The organism is Pseudomonas sp. B34(2017) (genome assembly GCF_002112915.1).
In the GTDB taxonomy this organism is placed as follows: Bacteria; Pseudomonadota; Gammaproteobacteria; order Pseudomonadales; family Pseudomonadaceae; genus Aquipseudomonas; species Aquipseudomonas pharyngis.
The window spans coordinates 114,756-129,510 of record NZ_NEJA01000009.1 but is presented as its reverse complement, the minus strand read 5'-3'; the positions used below and the strand labels follow the sequence as shown (position 1 = coordinate 129,510).

Here is a 14,755-nt window from a genome sequence, read left to right as displayed (position 1 = left end):
GTTTCCATGCGCTTTTGCGATCTGATCGATGCTGTCCGTCGTCAACCGGAGGTCACGATTCCGGCGGAGTGGGGGCAGGGCCGGGCCAGTTTTGGCGGATTGGTGGCCGCGCTGCAGTTTGAAGTGATGCGTACGAGGGTGCCTGCCGATCGGCCGGTGCGTTCGCTGGCGATCACTTTCGTCGGCCCGGTCGAGCCCGAAGTGCCGGTGAGCTTTGAAGTCGAGGTGCTGCGCGAAGGCAAAGCGGTGAGCCAGGTGCTGGGGCGTGCGGTGCAGAACGGTCAGGTGGTGACGATGGTGCAAGGCAGCTTCGGGGCTTCGCGGCCATCGGAAGTGGCGGTTGAAGCCTATCCCGCACCGGAGATGAAACACTGGGACGACTGCCAGGAGCTGCCGTACATCAAAGGCGTAACCCCCGAGTTCATGCGTCATCTGGCGATGCGCTGGAGTGTCGGCGGCATGCCGTTCACCGGCACTCAATCGCGGCTGATGGGCGGCTGGGTGCGTTTGCGTGGGGATGTGAAGGAAGAGCCGGTCAACGAGGCGCATCTGCTGGCGCTGGTCGATGCCTGGCCACCCGCGCTGTTGCCGTACCTGAAGAAACCGGCACCGGGCAGCACCCTGACCTGGACCATCGAATTCGTTCAGCCGTTACGGGATTTGAGCACGCTGGATTGGTGCCAGTATCTGGCGGACATCGAATATGCGGCTGACGGTTATGGCCATGTCGCCGCCAAGCTGTGGAGCGCGAAGGGTGAACTGATTGCCATGAGTCGGCAGACGGTGACGATCTTCGCCTGACTCAATGGCGGCGATGGCGTTCACGCCAGGCGCGATACCAGCCGCCACTGAGGAAGAACCGCGGAAACGTCAGGAACTGCTCGACCAGCAGCCGCGAAACGGCGTCCTTGCGATCACTGAACGGCTCGGAGGCTTGCGCCTCCAGGCTGTGACCGTGACGCTGCAGACCCAGCGCCGCGATGATGCCGATCACGCCGATCGCCACGCTGGCCAGACTCACGCTGAACACACCTGAGACGATCAACAGAAACGCAACGATGAACAGCGGCACGGCAATCAGGTGCAGCACCAGATTGGTTGGGTGCTGATGGTTGTTCGGGTACGCGCGCCATTGCCACGCGGGAAGGTTGGGGTGACGTTTGCCCATGTTGCTGCTCCTCGATCCATGTTCAGTACATGGTTGAAGAATAGGCCCGGGCAGCGAGGGCGGCGAATCAAGGTTGGCTATTGAAGTGATAGGAACAATGGCCAATCTTGATGTTGTCTCCTAGAGCTTCAATTGGCCGATCGCCTTGTTCAGTTCCCCGGCCAGCGTCGCTAACTCGTTGCTGGTAGTCGCCGAATCCACGGTCTGTTGCACGGTGTTCTCGGTCACATCGCGAATGCTCACCACCGCGCGGTTCATCTCTTCAGCCACCTGACTCTGCTGTTCCGCCGCCACCGCAATCTGCGTGTTGCTCTCGCGCATTTGCGCCACCGCTCCGGTAATTTCCGCGAGCGCTTCTCCCGCCTCTTGCGCCTGCTGCACGCAGTCGTCGGCCTTGTACGAACTCTCCTGCATGAAATCCACCGCATCGCGGGTGCCCGCCTGCAATGCCGAGACCATGGTGGTGATTTCATCGGTGGAGGTCTGTACGCGTTTGGCGAGGTTGCGCACTTCATCGGCGACCACCGCGAACCCGCGACCCATTTCCCCGGCACGGGCCGCTTCGATGGCGGCATTGAGCGCCAGCAGATTGGTCTGCTCGGCGATGCTGTGGATCACGCTGACCACGCCGTTGATCTTCTGGCTGTCCTCGGCCAGGCGCTGGATCATCTCGGCAGTCTGCTGCACGCCGCTGGACAGGCCGGCAATCGAATGCTGGACGCGAGTGACCACTTGCTGGCCGCTGCCGGCCAGGCCATCGGCGGTCTGCGACAGGTCGCGTGTGGCGCCGGCGTGCTGGGCGATGTGGTAGACGGTGGCGGTCATTTCGTTGATCGCCGTGGCGGCCTGATCGGTTTCGCTCTGCTGGCCGAGCATGCCGTGACGCACCTCGTTCATGCTCGACGCCAGTCGCGCGGCGCCGACGTCCAGTTGCCGCGCAGTGTTGGCCACGGTGGTCACCACTCGCTGATAACCGGCCTGCATCGCATTGAACGCGTTGGCCATCTGCCCGACTTCATCCTTGCAGGCCAGTGGCACCCGGGCGGCGAGGTCGCCGGTTTTCTCCACGTGCAGCATCACGTCCTTGAGAGTGTTGAGCTGGCTGAGCAGGAAACGGATCAACAACTGTGAAGCGCCGAGCATCGCCAGCATCAGGATGAACACCGCCACCGCGTAGTTGGCGAATCGCTCGCTGAACACCTGGCTGAGGCTGGGGGCGTAGGCGATCACGGCGACTTGCTGGCCATCGGCGCGGCTGAAGACCTCGGCGCCGAGCAGCGGGTTTTCACCAAACAATGGCAAGTGACTGATCTCGATCCAGCCGCTGCTGTCGGTGATTTCCAGCAGCGGTTGATCGTTGAGGCGCGGCGCTTCACCGCGTTTGAAGGTCAGTACCTGATCGGATTTGGGTAAGGCCTGTCCGGCCGGCCACGCTTTGAGCAACTGCGCCTGGGCCTGGGCCGAGGTTTGCGCGGCATGGCTGCGGGCCTGTTGTTCGAGTTGCACGGCGTACAGCACCAGCAACAGGGTGGTGACAAAGGCGACCGCGTTGACCGCCCAGAATTTGTATTTCAGCGAGATATTGCTAAGCCAGGCACCCATGGAGGTCTTCTCTGATAGCGGAAACAGTTTTGGCAAGGTGCCATTATTGTGCCGCTACCCAGGTGCCCGGTTCTTGATGTGCATCAACAACCGATGCATCTGCCTCTTTCAGGGCAGGGTAGGTAAACCGTAGAACGCCCGCGCGCAGGCGGTGGTGTGGGCCGCCAGATCTTCCTCGGTTTCGCCTCGATGCAGCGCAACCTCACGCAGCACTTCGGTCAGATACGCCGGCTCGTTGCGCCCGTTCTTCGGCTTTGGCCGCAGTGTGCGTGGCAGCAGATACGGCGCATCGCTTTCCAGCATCAGGCGACCGCGCTTGATCTCCTTCACAAGCGGATGCAAATGGGTGCCGCGACGCTCGTCACAGATCCAGCCGGTGATGCCGATGTGCAGGTCCAGATCGAGGTAGCTGAACAAGGCTTTCTGCTCGCCGGTGAAGCAATGCACCACGGCGGCAGGCAATCGGTCGCGGAAGTCACGGAGGATTTCCAGCAGGCGCTGGCTCGCATCACGCTCGTGCAGGAACACCGGCAATTGCAGTTCGGCGGCCAGCGCCAGATGTTCTTCGAGGACTTTTTCCTGCTGCGGGCGCGGCGAGAAATCGCGGTTGAAATCCAGTCCGCATTCGCCCACCGCCACCACGTTCGATTCCAGCAGCAGACTGCGCAGACGCCGTGCGCTGTCGGCGTTCCAGTCGCTGGCCGAATGCGGGTGAATGCCGGCGGTGGCAAACAGTCGCTGGCCGTCCGGATCCAGTTGCTGGCACAGTTCCAGCGCCTGTTCGCTGCCCTCGACACTGGTGCCGGTCAGCACCAGTTGGCAGACCCCGGCAGCGTAGGCGCGGTCGAGCACGGCCTGGTGTTTGTCGGCGAAACTGGGGTTGGTCAGGTTGACGCCGATATCGATGAGTTGCATGGTGCTACCTCGGGCCGAAGGCCGGAAAGCATATCAGAGCTGTAGATTTATAAGAAAAGCCAAGAACTACAACGGCTTATGGCTGTCTGTTGAGGCCGCGTAGCAGGCCGGGTTGGCAGAATTGCCATCACTGTGCCAGTCTCTCGCACTTTATCAGCGCTCCAGGCGCTCTGTTTTCGTCGGTGTTTTACGACCGCTCAGCGGTGAAACGCCCCGTATTCTTTCCGGAGAGTGGATGATTCGTCCCTCGGTTTTGCTCCTGCTGTGTGGTTCGCTGCTGTTGCCGATGACGGCGGTCGCGCGGCTGCCCGGACCACTGCAAGCCGTGCCGGCCGCCAAGGTTCGCGACCTGACCGAAATCCGCAGCAGCCGCGTCTTGCGGGTGCTGGTCAACCAGAGCCGCAACAGCTCCGGCGAAGTCCAGGGCCAGGCCATCGGCATCGAATACCACCGGCTGCGCGCCTTCGAGCAATACCTCAACGGCCACGCTCGCGACGGCCAGGAAATCACCCTCAAGATCATCCCCAAAGCCAAGGATCAATTGCTCGGTGCGTTGCAGCGTGGCGAAGGCGATCTGGTGGCGCCGGGCGAACTGCTCGAGCTGCAACCGGGCCACGCAGTCGCCAGTAGCGAGCCGATTGCCAGCAACGTGCCGCTGGTGCTGGTCGGCATCAAGGGTGAAAAGCGCTACACCAAGGTTGAACAACTGGCCGGCAAAACCCTGGCGTTGCCCACCGGCAGTGCGGCGGGGGAGGCGGTCAGCCAGCTCAACCAGAAACTGGCGCTGCACAAACTGGCGCCGATCAAGATCGAATGGGTCGATCCAACGCTGGCGGTCGAGGATGTGCTTGAGATGGTTCAGGGCGGGATTTTCCACCTGACCATCGTCGAGCAACCGATTGCCGAGCGTTGGGGCAAGATCCTGCCCAAGCTGCGTTTCGACCGGCAGGTAATGATCAACGAGCCGGGCGAGGAATACTGGTTCGTGCGCCGTGATGCGTCGATGTTGCGGGCGAGCATCGACCGCTTCCTCACCGGCTACAAGAAGCCGGCGAACGAAGATGCGGCCTTCCTGCGGATCTACCGCCGTCTCTATCAAGTGCACTATCCGTTGGCCAAGGCTGACCGTCAGCGTCTGGAAAAACTGCGACCGACACTGCAGAAGCACGCCGAAGCGCAAAACATGGACTGGCTCAACCTGGCGGCGCTGGCCTTCAAGGAATCGGCGCTGCAGCCCAACGCGCGCAGCGGCAGCGGGCCGACCGGGCTTATGCAGATCACCCCGTCGGCGGCACAGCGGGTTGGCGTCAACAACATCCAGAATCTCGATGCGAATGTGCAGGCCGGGGCCAAGTACCTGGCGATGATCCGCCGCAAGTTCTTCAACAGTCCGAAACTCAATGAGCGCGAGCGCATGGCGTTCACCCTGGCGGCCTACAACATTGGTCCGGAGCGAGTGCAAGGCATGCGTGCCGAAGCGCGGCGTCGCGGCCTGAATCCCAACCAGTGGTTCTTTCAGGTCGAGCGCATCGCCATGGAGCAGGTGGGAATGGGCCCCGTCAGCTATGTTAATAGCGTGAACAAGTATTACTTGGCGTTCGACCGGGAGCGGGAGTCGTTGGAGCCCGGGGGGCAGAAAGTTGTCTCACGCAAATGATCAAATAAGTTGATTGTTATGGCGGAATTTTTGCGCTTTTAACATGAAAATAACTGATTAATATAGCGGCCAACCAACAAGCACTTCTGACAACAAGGAAACGCAACATGAGCTCTCTGATCAACAAGGTTCTGTTCACCCGCGCCGGCTACGGTCTGACCATTCTGCGCATTGCCGTCGGCGTGATCTTCGCTGCCCACGGCTCGCAGAAACTCTTCGGTCTGTTCGGTGGCTACGGTCTGGCAGGCACCGCGCAATACATGGAAAGCATCGGCCTGACCCCGGGTTACCTGATGGCCACCCTGGCCGGCGGTACCGAGTTCTTCGCTGGTCTGGCGCTGATCATCGGCCTGCTGGTTCGCCCGGCGGCGTTGGGTCTGACCTTCCTGTCTCTGGTGGCGATCTTCACCGTACACATCAGCAACGGACTGTTCATGGCCAACAACGGTTACGAGTTTGCCCTGGCTCTGCTTGGCGGCAGTCTGGCAGTACTGATCGAAGGTGCCGGCAAGCTCTCGGTGGATCGCGCCATCGCCGGTTGACCGCTCTGGCTCAAGCAAAAGGCCCGCATTCTGCGGGCCTTTTTTGTTGCGGCTGATTCTTGACACTGGGCGGTCACGTTCTCTAGGATGCCGCTCATGCGCCGATTTAAACAGCTACTTGCGGGGCGCCAGGTGACTATTCTTCAGTTGCCGTCAGAAGCCGGAACAGGGCTTCGAAATACCGCTAAAGCGCTGGTTCGGTGTTGCCTCTCACCTGCCATGCAGACTTTTGAGGCAGAGACACGACACGATGAATGCACTACGCCCTCCAGCACGTCCCGCGCCGATCACGGCACATATCACCCAGCGCAATCCGAAAATCCTGCTTGGCGGCAAACATCAGCCGACGCTGTTGCGTTATCTCGATGGCTGGCCACGTCGCAGCGGCGGTCCTGCCGCATTCCTGATCCAGTTCGTTGAAGACGGTGAGTCGCTGGCGCGTTTTGCCGATGACAGTTTCGATCTGGCCGTCATTCAGGCCCCGAGCCGTGAAGAGGCGCCGGAAATGATTCGCCAATTAACCCGCGTCGCACGCCAGGGCCTGATCACCCGGCGCTGAGTGTCAGGGATATTCGATCGCCACGATGTAGACGAACTGTTCGCCGGTTGGCGTCTGTACCCGAACTTCGGCATCCAGCGCCTTGCCGATCAAGGCGCGGGCCAGCGGTGAGTCGATGCTGATCAGGCCGAGTTTCAAGTCCAGTTCGTCCGGGCCGACGATGCGATAGCGCGACTGTTTGCCGTCCTCGTCTTCGATGGTCACCCAGGCGCCAAAGTAGACCTTGTTCGGGTCACTCGGTTTTTCGCTGACCACTTTCAACGCCTCAAGGCGTTTGGTGAGAAAGCGCACGCGGCTGTCGATCTCGCGCAGCATTTTCTTGCCGTAGGTGTACTCGGCATTTTCCGAACGATCACCCTGAGCCGCCGCTTCGCTGACCGACTGCGTCACCTGCGGTCGGCGCACATGCCACAGCTCATGGAATTCGGCGCGCATCCGCGCTTCACCCTCGGGGGTGATCAGCGCGGTGCCGGCGGTGCGGGGAGGGCGATAACGGCTCATGGCAACTTCTTTTGATGGAGATCGCTGGAGTCTATCAACCCTCGCGCAACACTGTCAGCGGGCTGGCGTTCAGCGCACGTCGCGTGCCGAACACGCCGGCGCCACCGATCAGCGCCGCGCCGATCAACGGCAACAGCAGCAACCACGGATGGGGATGCCATGGCAGGTCGAAGGCGAAGCGATACAGCACCAGACTCACCACTTCCGAACCGATCGCCGCGAGCAACCCGCTGACCGCTCCGAGCAAGCCGAACTCGATTCGTCGCGCCTTGATCAGCAACTGGCGCTCGGCACCCAGCGCACGCAGCAGTGCGCCCTGGCGAATGCGTTCGTCCAGCGTTGCCTGCAACCCGGAAAACAGCACCGCCATCCCCGCCGCCAATACAAACAACAACACATACTCCACCGCCAGGGTGACCTGGGCGAGGATGCTGCGCAGCTGTTCGAGCAAGGCTTCGACCTGCAGGATGGTCACCGCCGGGAATGTTCGCGACAGCTCGACGATCTGCTGATCGTGACCGGGCGCCAGATAGAAGCTGGTCAGGTAAGTCGCCGGCAGATCCTTCAGAGTGCCGGGCTGGAAGATCATGAAGAAGTTCGGCTGGAAGTTGTCCCAGTTGATCTCCCGCAGGCTGGTGACCTTCGCTTCACGATTGACCCCGCCGACGCTGAACACCATGTGATCGCCCAGTTTGAGCTTGAGGCTTTCGGCCACCTTGCCTTCCACCGAGACGCCCGGAACATCGTCCGAAGGCCGGCCGGTCCACCACGAACCGGCGGTGATCTTGTTGCCCGCCGGCAGATCGGCCGCCCAGGTCAGGCTCAGGTCGCGCTGGATCGCGCGGTCGCCGGCCGAATCCTTGCTGACAATCTGCTGCACCGCTTCGCCATTGATGCTGATCAAGCGTCCCGGCACCACCGGGTACAACGGCGCGGCCTGGGCCGAGACATTGATCAGGTGATCTGTGAAGGCCTGTTTGTCTGCCGGCAGGATGTTCAGGGCGAAATAGTTGGGTGCGTTTTTCGGCAACTGGTTCTGCCAGGTGTCGAGCAATTCGCCGCGCAGCAAGGCGATCAGCGCCATGGACAGCAGGATCAGCCCGAAGGCCAGTGACTGGCCGGCTGCCGCCAAGGGATGGCGCAACAACTGACCCAACCCGAGGCGCCACGGCAGAGACGCGCGAGCGAGCAGGCGACGCAGGCTTTGCAGCAGCAAAAGCAGCAAGCCGCCGAGTACCAGCGCGGCGACCACACCGCCGCCGAGCAGGGCGAACGTCAGCAGCAGGTCCAGACTCAGGCGCCACATGATCAACCCGAGCGCGCCGAGTGCCGCGCCATAGACCATCCAGGTGCTCGATGGAATCGGCAGCATGTCCCGACGCAATACCCGCAACGGCGGCACGCGGCCCAGTGCGGCGAGCGGTGGCAGGGCGAAACCGGCCAGCGCCACCAGCCCGGTGCCGATGCCGGCCAGTGCCGGCAGCAAGCCACCCGGCGGTACGTCGGTCGGCAGCAGATCATGCAGCAGCGCGAACAAGCCCAATTGTGCGAGCCAGCCGAGCAGGGCGCCGCCGAGGCTGGCGAGCAGGCCGAGCACCGTCAATTGCAGACTGAACAGCACCAGGGTTTCCCGGCGTGACAGACCCAGGCAACGCAGCAGGGCGCTGGCATCGAAGCGGCGACTGGCGAAGCGGTTGGCCGACAACGCCACCGCCACCCCGGCCAGAAGCACGGCGACCAGACTGGCCATGTTCAGATAGCGTTCGGCCTTGCCCAGTGCACCGCCGATCTGCCGGTTGCCATCGCGGGCATCTTGAATTCGCTGGTTGGCGGCAAGGCCCGGTTTGATCAGTTGGCGATAGGTTTCCAGCGCTTGCGGCTCACCGCGCCAGAGCTCGCGGTAGCTCACCCGGCTGCCGGGTTGCACCACGCCGGTGGCGGCGAGGTCGTCGAGGTTGATCAGCACCCGTGGCGTCAGGCTGTAGAAGTTACCGGCGCGATCCGGTTCGTAAGTCAGCACTCGCGTCAGTTTCAGCGTCTTCATGCCGACGTCGATGCTGTCGCCGATCTTCAGGTCCAGCGCTGTCAGCAGGCGCGCTTCGACCCAGGCTTCACCGGGCTGCGGCTCGCCTCCAGCCTCCTCTGTCGCGTAAGGGACGGGAGCGCTTTTCAGTTCGCCGCGCAGCGGATAGGCGCGGTCGACGGCTTTGATACTGGAGAGCTGAATGCCGTTGTCCGTGGCGATGACGCTGGAAAACTCCACCACCTGCGCATGATCCAGGCGCAGCTCGGTGCCGCTCCGGATTTGTTCCGGACGAGCCGGCGAGCTGCCTTCGAGCGACAGGTCGGCCCCGAGAAACTCGGTGGCGCGCAGCATCATCGCGCCGTTGAGGCGGGCGCCGAAATAGCCGATCGCGGTACTCGCCGCGACCGCCACCACCAAGGCGAAAAACAGCACCCGCAGTTCACCGGCGCGGGCATCGCGCAGCAGTTGGCGCAGGGCGAGGCTGAACAGACGCAACAGCGGCAGACGTGCCATCAAGGCTCCAGAGGGGCGACCAACAGGCCGGCTTCAAGACGGATCAGGCGCCGGCAACGATGGGCCAGGCGTTCGTCGTGGGTCACCAGCACCAGGGTGGTGCTGCGTTCCTTGTTCAATTCGAACAGCAAGTCGCTGATGCGCTCGCCGGTGTGGCTGTCGAGGTTGCCGGTGGGTTCGTCGGCGAACAGCACGTCCGGCTCGGCGGCGAAGGCCCGGGCAATTGCCACGCGCTGCTGCTCACCACCGGAGAGCTGACGTGGCGAGTGAGTCAGGCGCTGGCCGAGGCCGACCCGTTGCAGCAGTTCGGTGGCGCGGCTTCGGGCGTCTTTGCGGCCGTCGAGCTCCAGCGGCAGCATGACGTTTTCCAGCGCGTTCAGACTGTCGAGCAATTGGAACGACTGAAAGACGAAGCCCACGTGCTCGGCGCGAATGCGCGCGCGCTGGTCTTCGTCGAGATTGCTCAGGCCTTGCCCGGCGAGCGTCACTTCGCCGCTACTCGGCAGATCGAGGCCGGCGAGCAGACCCAGCAGGGTGGATTTACCGGAACCGGACGCGCCGACGATGGCCAGGCTGTCGCCCTTGTTCAGTTCCAGGCTGAGTTCGTGCAGGATGGTCAGTTCACCTTCCGCGCTGGGAACCACTTTGCTAAGGTTCTTCGCGGTGAGAATGCTTGCGCCCATGGAGAATCCGATGCGTGTGTGGTTTTTGAGTGCTGGCCTGGCCTTGATGTGCATGGCCCAGAACGCAGCGGCGGGTACAGTCCTGATCGTTGGCGATAGTATCAGCGCGGGTTTCGGACTGGATACCCGGCTTGGGTGGGTGTCGTTGCTTGAACAGCGGCTCAAGACCGAAGGTTTTGACGATAAGGTGGTCAATGCGTCCATCAGTGGCGACACCAGCGCCGGAGGCCAGGCGCGGCTGCCGGCGCTGCTTGCAGAGCACAAGCCGGAACTGGTGATCCTCGAATTGGGCGGCAACGATGGCCTGCGCGGAATGCCGCCGACGCAATTGCAACAAAATCTTGCTTCGATGATCGACAGCTCTCGCCAAAGTGGTGCCAAGGTGCTGTTGCTCGGCATGCAATTGCCACCCAACTACGGCAAGCGCTATACCGATGCCTTTGCCGAGGTCTACGGCAAACTCGCCGAGGAGAAGAAAATCCCGCTGGTGCCGTTTTTCCTCGACGGCGTGGGCGGGCATCCGGACCTGATGCAGGCCGACGGTCTGCACCCGGCGGCCGGGGCTCAGGGCAAGTTGCTGGAAAATGTCTGGCCGACGCTAAAACCGCTGCTATGAGGCTTTTCTAGCGGCAGGCTTTCGGCTAATGTGGCGCCCCCTTATTTGGAGCCCCCGATGCCGCGTCCTGCCTGGTCCCTGTTCGCCTACCAACTGATCGAGCCTGACGAACAGCTGGATCTGTTCGCCTGCCAGGAAGTGCGGGTGCATCTGGTGACCCGTCAACTGGAACTCGGTGGTTCGGCGGACCGCACCCTGTGCGGCAGTCTGCTGCCGGCGCAACCGCGCTGGTCGAGCGTGGATCGCCGGGTGTTCCAGGATCAGCGCCTGTGCTCGCTGTGCCGGGCGATCCTCGAATCGCAGAAGCGCGGCACTTCGCCTATCTGGCCTGAGCTGCGTTTCGAGCTCTGAGTCCTTTTTCGTCGATATCGCGGTCTATCGGCGCATCTCCCCGAATTCCCTGGGCGCGGTGTACAATCGCGCTCTTATACCCTTGTCGATCTTGCGAAGGATTCTCCGGATGTTGCCGCGTTTTCCTGCCGTCACCCGCTGCCTGTCTCTTGCCGCCCTGTGTGTGGCCGGTCCCGTTGCCGCACTGGAGTTTCCCCTGCCACCACCCGGTGAGGACATCATCGGCCAGGTGCAGGTGATCAAGGCCAAGTACGAAGACACTTTTGCCGATCTGGGCACCACCTACGATCTGGGTTATTCGGAGATGGTCGCGGCCAACCCGGGCGTCGATGCCTGGTTGCCGGGTGCCGGTACCGAAGTGGTTTTGCCGACCCGCTTCATCCTGCCGCCGGGGCCGCGTGAAGGCATCGTGATCAACCTGGCCGAATACCGTCTCTACTACTACCCGAAGGGCCGGAACGTGGTGTACACCTTCCCATTGGGAATTGGTCGTGAGGGCTGGGGTTCGCCGATTGCCCACACTTCGATCACTGCCAAGACTCCGAACCCGACCTGGACGCCGCCTGCCTCGATCAAGGCCGAGCACGCCGCCGATGGCGATCCGTTGCCGAACGTGGTGCCCGCCGGTCCCGACAACCCGCTGGGCCCGTTCAAGTTCACCCTGGGGACTCCAGGCTACCTGATCCACGGTTCGAACAAGAAGTTCGGCATCGGCATGCGCACCAGCCACGGTTGCTTCCGCATGTTCAACAACAACGTGCTGGAAATGGCCAGCATGGTGCCGGTGGGTACGTCGGTGCGGATCATCAACGATGCGTACAAGTTCGGTCGCAGTGGCGGCAAGGTCTATCTGGAAGCGCACACGCCGATTGACGACAAGGGCAACCCGTCGGTGGTCGACAAGCACACCGCCGTGATCAATGCGATGCTCAAGCGCGAAGACATCACCAACAATCTGCGCATGAACTGGGATGTGGTGCGTGATGTGGTGGCGGCCGAAGATGGCCTGCCAACTGAAATCGGCACGCCGAACACTTCGGCGCCGATGGTCTCCAGCGCACCGATCGACCTCCAGCAATAAGCTGTAAGACAGAACCCGCCGAGGCTATTGCATCGGCGGGTTTTTTGTCGCCCGTAGAAAACAGCGGGCACAAAAAAGCCGACCCAAAAAATGGGTCGGCTCGATAACAATCCCGGAGGATTATTACTTGCGGCTAGCTTTGTCCAGCATGCGCAGAGCACGCTCGTTAGCTTCGTCGGCGGTCTGTTGTGCTTTTTGAGCAGCAGCCAGAGCTTCATCAGCTTTACGGTAAGCTTCATCTGCACGAGCCTGGGCGCGAGCAGCTGCGTCTTCAGTAGCGGTCAGACGTGCTTCGGTTTCTTTCGATGCGCTGCTGCAACCGGTAGCCAGAACTGCGGCCAGAGCCAGAGCAGAGAATTTCAGAACGTTGTTCATCGTGTTCCCCTTCAAGGACTTTCAATTAAGTGGCTGTCTCCTCCGATTGAGGAAATAGCCGGCGTACATACTACCCATTACTTGTAGTAAGTAAACTGACGTAAGGCAAGAAGCAAAAAAAATTGTAGGCGTTGATTCTTTTTCGAGCAACTTTTAACTGCGCTGTATAAAAAATATCCAGCTGTAAGCCGCGAGATGAGCGAGTTAATGAGAAAAAGTTCCCGGTGCCGTGCGCTGTTTTGCAGGTAGTGGCCAAAGTCTGTCTATATGGATTCGTCCACACTTTTGTTGCGAATTTGCGCAGCGCCTCGCATATCTTTGTCCATGTTGAGGTGACTTTAAAACAGGCGGCTCGTCTTAAGTCTCAACATCCGGCGATGTTCAGCCTTTCGGCTCGGGAAGATCGTCTCCCGAACCGGCCCTGAGTCCACCGGAACTGCCCCGTCAATTCGCACGATGACGAGCGTACCTTGAGCATTTTCGCCAATGGTGCCTACTATTTGATACGTGCTCGGGTTGCGCGAGATCGGTGCAGTTCTTCTCGGTGTCCATCAGGCACGGGGTGGCGTAGATGTTCCTTCGCCGGGAAAACATCGGTAAGGTAGGGGTCAGAATTCGAGACCCGCGAGGAGTAGTGATGAGCGAGGCGTTGTCCATCCACCATGACCAGGCTGGTCATCAGTTCGAGACCAATGTGGACGGTCATCGTGCCTACCTGACCTACATGGATCTGGGGAAACAGACCCTGGATATCTACCGCACCTTCGTGCCCAACGCGCTGCGTGGCCGAGGCATTGCGGCAGCCCTGACCGAGCGGGCGCTGCAATACGCCGATGAAATGGGTTACACGGTCATTCCTTCGTGCTCCTACGTGGAGCGCTACATGGAGCGTCATCAGCGGCGCACCGCCAAGATCTGACTGACCTCACCGCACACACAAAAACGCCGGGCAATGCCCGGCGTTTTTTTGTGCCTGCGAAACGGCTCTCAGCTGCGCTGACGTTTGGGCAGTACATCCTTGAGCTTGGCGTGCATGCTGCGCAAGGTGTTCTCGGTAGCAGACCAGTCGATGCAGGCATCAGTGATCGACACGCCGTATTGCAGGTCGGCGAGGTCTTTCGGGATGGCCTGGCAGCCCCAATTCAGGTGACTTTCGACCATCAGGCCGATGATCGACTGATTGCCTTCGAGGATCTGGTTGGCGACGTTCTCCATCACCAGCGGTTGCAGGGCCGGATCCTTGTTGGAGTTGGCGTGGCTGCAATCGACCATGATGTTCGGCTTGATCTTCGCCTTGTTCAGCGCCTGCTCACACAGGGCGACGCTCACCGAATCGTAGTTCGGCTTACCGTTGCCGCCGCGCAGCACCACGTGGCCGTAGGCGTTGCCCTTGGTGGTGACGATCGACACGCCACCTTCCTGGTTGATGCCCAGGAAACGGTGCGGGCTGGAGACCGACTGCAAGGCGTTGATCGCCACGGTCAGGCCGCCGTCGGTGCCGTTCTTGAAGCCGACCGCCGAGGACAGGCCGGAAGCCATCTCGCGGTGGGTCTGGGATTCGGTAGTCCGTGCGCCGATGGCCGACCAGCTGATCAGGTCCTGCAGATACTGCGGGGAGATCGGGTCGAGGGCTTCGGTCGCGGTCGGCAGGCCTTTCTCGGCCAGGTCCAGCAGAAGCTGGCGACCGATGTGCAGACCGTCCTGGATCTTGAACGAGTCATCCAGGTACGGGTCGTTGATCAGGCCTTTCCAGCCGACGGTGGTCCGTGGCTTCTCGAAATACACGCGCATGACCAGATACAGGGTGTCCGAGACTTCTGCCGCCAGCACCTTCAGGCGATCGGCATATTCATGGGCAGCCTTGATGTCGTGGATCGAGCAGGGGCCGATCACCACGAACAGACGATGGTCGGTGCCATCGAGAATGTTGCGGATGACTTCGCGACCCTTGGTGACGGTGCGCAGGGCCGCGTCGCTCAGAGGGATATCACGCTTGAGCTGATCGGGAGTGATCAGGGTCTCGTTGGAAGCGACGTTCAGGTCGTTGATCGGTAAATCAGCCATCGTTTACTCGTCAGGTCACGGGTGCCGGCCGCCAGCGATCCCCGCGCGGCGGAGCACAGCGGATTTAAGCGCGTCGGGGAGCCGAACCTTATCGCGTTAGGC

Annotated in this window: 16 protein-coding genes; 8 read left to right on the top strand and 8 right to left on the bottom strand. The window is 61.5% G+C overall.

From position 1 onward, the window contains the following. Window positions 1-6: 6 nt before the first annotated feature. A complete protein-coding gene (locus tag CAF80_RS26290) occupies window positions 7-801 on the top strand; it encodes an acyl-CoA thioesterase II (protein ID WP_039770494.1) in 795 nt (264 codons plus the stop codon). Between the two features lies 1 nt (window position 802). Here the strand turns inward: CAF80_RS26290 and CAF80_RS26285 are convergent, their stop codons facing one another. From CAF80_RS26285 to CAF80_RS26275, 3 genes are all read right to left on the bottom strand, one after another. Continuing rightward, window positions 803-1,168, bottom strand: a complete 366-nt coding sequence (locus CAF80_RS26285) for an Mpo1-like protein (protein WP_085668136.1) — start codon at window positions 1,166-1,168, stop codon at window positions 803-805. Between the two features lie 120 nt (window positions 1,169-1,288). Continuing rightward, on the bottom strand, window positions 1,289-2,770 hold the full coding sequence (locus CAF80_RS26280) for a methyl-accepting chemotaxis protein (protein ID WP_085668137.1): 1,482 nt from the start codon (window positions 2,768-2,770) through the stop codon (window positions 1,289-1,291). 108 nt (window positions 2,771-2,878) lie between these two features. Beyond that, window positions 2,879-3,685 (bottom strand): TatD family hydrolase, encoded by an 807-nt coding sequence (locus tag CAF80_RS26275; RefSeq protein ID WP_085668138.1) that lies wholly within the window; start codon window positions 3,683-3,685, stop codon window positions 2,879-2,881. 235 nt (window positions 3,686-3,920) lie between these two features. On the opposite strand from CAF80_RS26275, the gene CAF80_RS26270 reads away from it, so the two are divergent. The 3 genes from CAF80_RS26270 to CAF80_RS26260 all read left to right on the top strand — a co-directional run bounded on the left by CAF80_RS26270 (window position 3,921) and on the right by CAF80_RS26260 (window position 6,443). After that, complete coding sequence (locus CAF80_RS26270) at window positions 3,921-5,342, top strand: transglycosylase SLT domain-containing protein (protein WP_074687998.1); 1,422 nt, start codon at window positions 3,921-3,923, stop codon at window positions 5,340-5,342. Between the two features lie 107 nt (window positions 5,343-5,449). After that, the gene (locus tag CAF80_RS26265; RefSeq protein ID WP_007950955.1) at window positions 5,450-5,884 is read left to right on the top strand and encodes a DoxX family protein; all 435 of its coding nucleotides are present in this window, start codon (window positions 5,450-5,452) and stop codon (window positions 5,882-5,884) included. 250 nt (window positions 5,885-6,134) lie between these two features. After that, complete coding sequence (locus tag CAF80_RS26260) at window positions 6,135-6,443, top strand: hypothetical protein (protein WP_011335317.1); 309 nt, start codon at window positions 6,135-6,137, stop codon at window positions 6,441-6,443. A 3-nt stretch (window positions 6,444-6,446) separates the two neighbouring features. Here CAF80_RS26260 and greB read toward each other — a convergent pair whose 3' ends face one another. From greB to CAF80_RS26245, 3 genes are read right to left on the bottom strand one after another with little or no spacing between them, the layout of a single operon-like run. Continuing rightward, window positions 6,447-6,944 (bottom strand): transcription elongation factor GreB, encoded by a 498-nt coding sequence (gene greB, locus CAF80_RS26255; RefSeq protein ID WP_039770483.1) that lies wholly within the window; start codon window positions 6,942-6,944, stop codon window positions 6,447-6,449. A 34-nt stretch (window positions 6,945-6,978) separates the two neighbouring features. Continuing rightward, window positions 6,979-9,483: an ABC transporter permease gene (locus CAF80_RS26250; protein ID WP_074687994.1), complete on the bottom strand. Its 2,505-nt coding sequence runs from the start codon at window positions 9,481-9,483 to the stop codon at window positions 6,979-6,981. Further along, window positions 9,483-10,166: an ABC transporter ATP-binding protein gene (locus CAF80_RS26245; RefSeq protein ID WP_074687992.1), complete on the bottom strand. Its 684-nt coding sequence runs from the start codon at window positions 10,164-10,166 to the stop codon at window positions 9,483-9,485. Before CAF80_RS26245 ends, CAF80_RS26250 begins: the two co-directional genes overlap by 1 nt. Before the next feature lie 10 nt (window positions 10,167-10,176). Between CAF80_RS26245 and CAF80_RS26240 the strand changes: the two genes are divergently transcribed. The 3 genes from CAF80_RS26240 (at window position 10,177) to CAF80_RS26230 (ending at window position 12,214) form a co-directional block, all read left to right on the top strand. Next, window positions 10,177-10,782 carry an arylesterase gene (locus CAF80_RS26240; RefSeq protein ID WP_007955652.1) on the top strand — a complete coding sequence of 202 codons (606 nt, stop codon included), beginning with the start codon at window positions 10,177-10,179 and terminating at the stop codon, window positions 10,780-10,782. Between the two features lie 57 nt (window positions 10,783-10,839). Further along, entirely contained in the window at window positions 10,840-11,133 is a 294-nt protein-coding gene (locus CAF80_RS26235) for a hypothetical protein (RefSeq protein WP_003226812.1), read from the top strand. Between the two features lie 109 nt (window positions 11,134-11,242). Further along, entirely contained in the window at window positions 11,243-12,214 is a 972-nt protein-coding gene (locus CAF80_RS26230) for a L,D-transpeptidase family protein (protein ID WP_039770479.1), read from the top strand. Between the two features lie 123 nt (window positions 12,215-12,337). Here the strand turns inward: CAF80_RS26230 and oprI are convergent, their stop codons facing one another. Next, entirely contained in the window at window positions 12,338-12,589 is a 252-nt protein-coding gene (gene oprI, locus CAF80_RS26225; protein ID WP_025113130.1) for an outer membrane lipoprotei OprI, read from the bottom strand. Window positions 12,590-13,226: 637 nt separating this feature from the next. Between oprI and CAF80_RS26220 the strand changes: the two genes are divergently transcribed. Continuing rightward, window positions 13,227-13,508: a GNAT family N-acetyltransferase gene (locus CAF80_RS26220; protein ID WP_007955658.1), complete on the top strand. Its 282-nt coding sequence runs from the start codon at window positions 13,227-13,229 to the stop codon at window positions 13,506-13,508. A gap of 68 nt (window positions 13,509-13,576) precedes the next feature. On the opposite strand, the gene CAF80_RS26215 is transcribed toward CAF80_RS26220, so the two are convergent. Next, complete coding sequence (locus CAF80_RS26215; RefSeq protein WP_007908583.1) at window positions 13,577-14,653, bottom strand: 3-deoxy-7-phosphoheptulonate synthase; 1,077 nt, start codon at window positions 14,651-14,653, stop codon at window positions 13,577-13,579. Window positions 14,654-14,755: the final 102 nt, after the last annotated feature.

Excerpts from the sequence above, each read along its gene's own strand:
- CAF80_RS26285 (WP_085668136.1), bottom strand. The coding sequence starts at position 1,168 with ATGGGCAAACGTCACCCCAACCTTCCCGCGTGGCAATGGCGCGCGTAC.
- CAF80_RS26250 (WP_074687994.1), bottom strand. The coding sequence starts at position 9,483 with ATGGCACGTCTGCCGCTGTTGCGTCTGTTCAGCCTCGCCCTGCGCCAA.
- CAF80_RS26280 (WP_085668137.1), bottom strand. The coding sequence starts at position 2,770 with ATGGGTGCCTGGCTTAGCAATATCTCGCTGAAATACAAATTCTGGGCG.
- CAF80_RS26275 (WP_085668138.1), bottom strand. The coding sequence starts at position 3,685 with ATGCAACTCATCGATATCGGCGTCAACCTGACCAACCCCAGTTTCGCC.
- greB (WP_039770483.1), bottom strand. The coding sequence starts at position 6,944 with ATGAGCCGTTATCGCCCTCCCCGCACCGCCGGCACCGCGCTGATCACC.
- CAF80_RS26290 (WP_039770494.1), top strand. The coding sequence starts at position 7 with ATGCGCTTTTGCGATCTGATCGATGCTGTCCGTCGTCAACCGGAGGTC.
- CAF80_RS26230 (WP_039770479.1), top strand. The coding sequence starts at position 11,243 with ATGTTGCCGCGTTTTCCTGCCGTCACCCGCTGCCTGTCTCTTGCCGCC.
- CAF80_RS26215 (WP_007908583.1), bottom strand. The coding sequence starts at position 14,653 with ATGGCTGATTTACCGATCAACGACCTGAACGTCGCTTCCAACGAGACC.
- oprI (WP_025113130.1), bottom strand. The coding sequence starts at position 12,589 with ATGAACAACGTTCTGAAATTCTCTGCTCTGGCTCTGGCCGCAGTTCTG.
- CAF80_RS26260 (WP_011335317.1), top strand. The coding sequence starts at position 6,135 with ATGAATGCACTACGCCCTCCAGCACGTCCCGCGCCGATCACGGCACAT.
- CAF80_RS26235 (WP_003226812.1), top strand. The coding sequence starts at position 10,840 with ATGCCGCGTCCTGCCTGGTCCCTGTTCGCCTACCAACTGATCGAGCCT.
- CAF80_RS26220 (WP_007955658.1), top strand. The coding sequence starts at position 13,227 with ATGAGCGAGGCGTTGTCCATCCACCATGACCAGGCTGGTCATCAGTTC.
- CAF80_RS26265 (WP_007950955.1), top strand. The coding sequence starts at position 5,450 with ATGAGCTCTCTGATCAACAAGGTTCTGTTCACCCGCGCCGGCTACGGT.
- CAF80_RS26270 (WP_074687998.1), top strand. The coding sequence starts at position 3,921 with ATGATTCGTCCCTCGGTTTTGCTCCTGCTGTGTGGTTCGCTGCTGTTG.
- CAF80_RS26245 (WP_074687992.1), bottom strand. The coding sequence starts at position 10,166 with ATGGGCGCAAGCATTCTCACCGCGAAGAACCTTAGCAAAGTGGTTCCC.
- CAF80_RS26240 (WP_007955652.1), top strand. The coding sequence starts at position 10,177 with ATGCGTGTGTGGTTTTTGAGTGCTGGCCTGGCCTTGATGTGCATGGCC.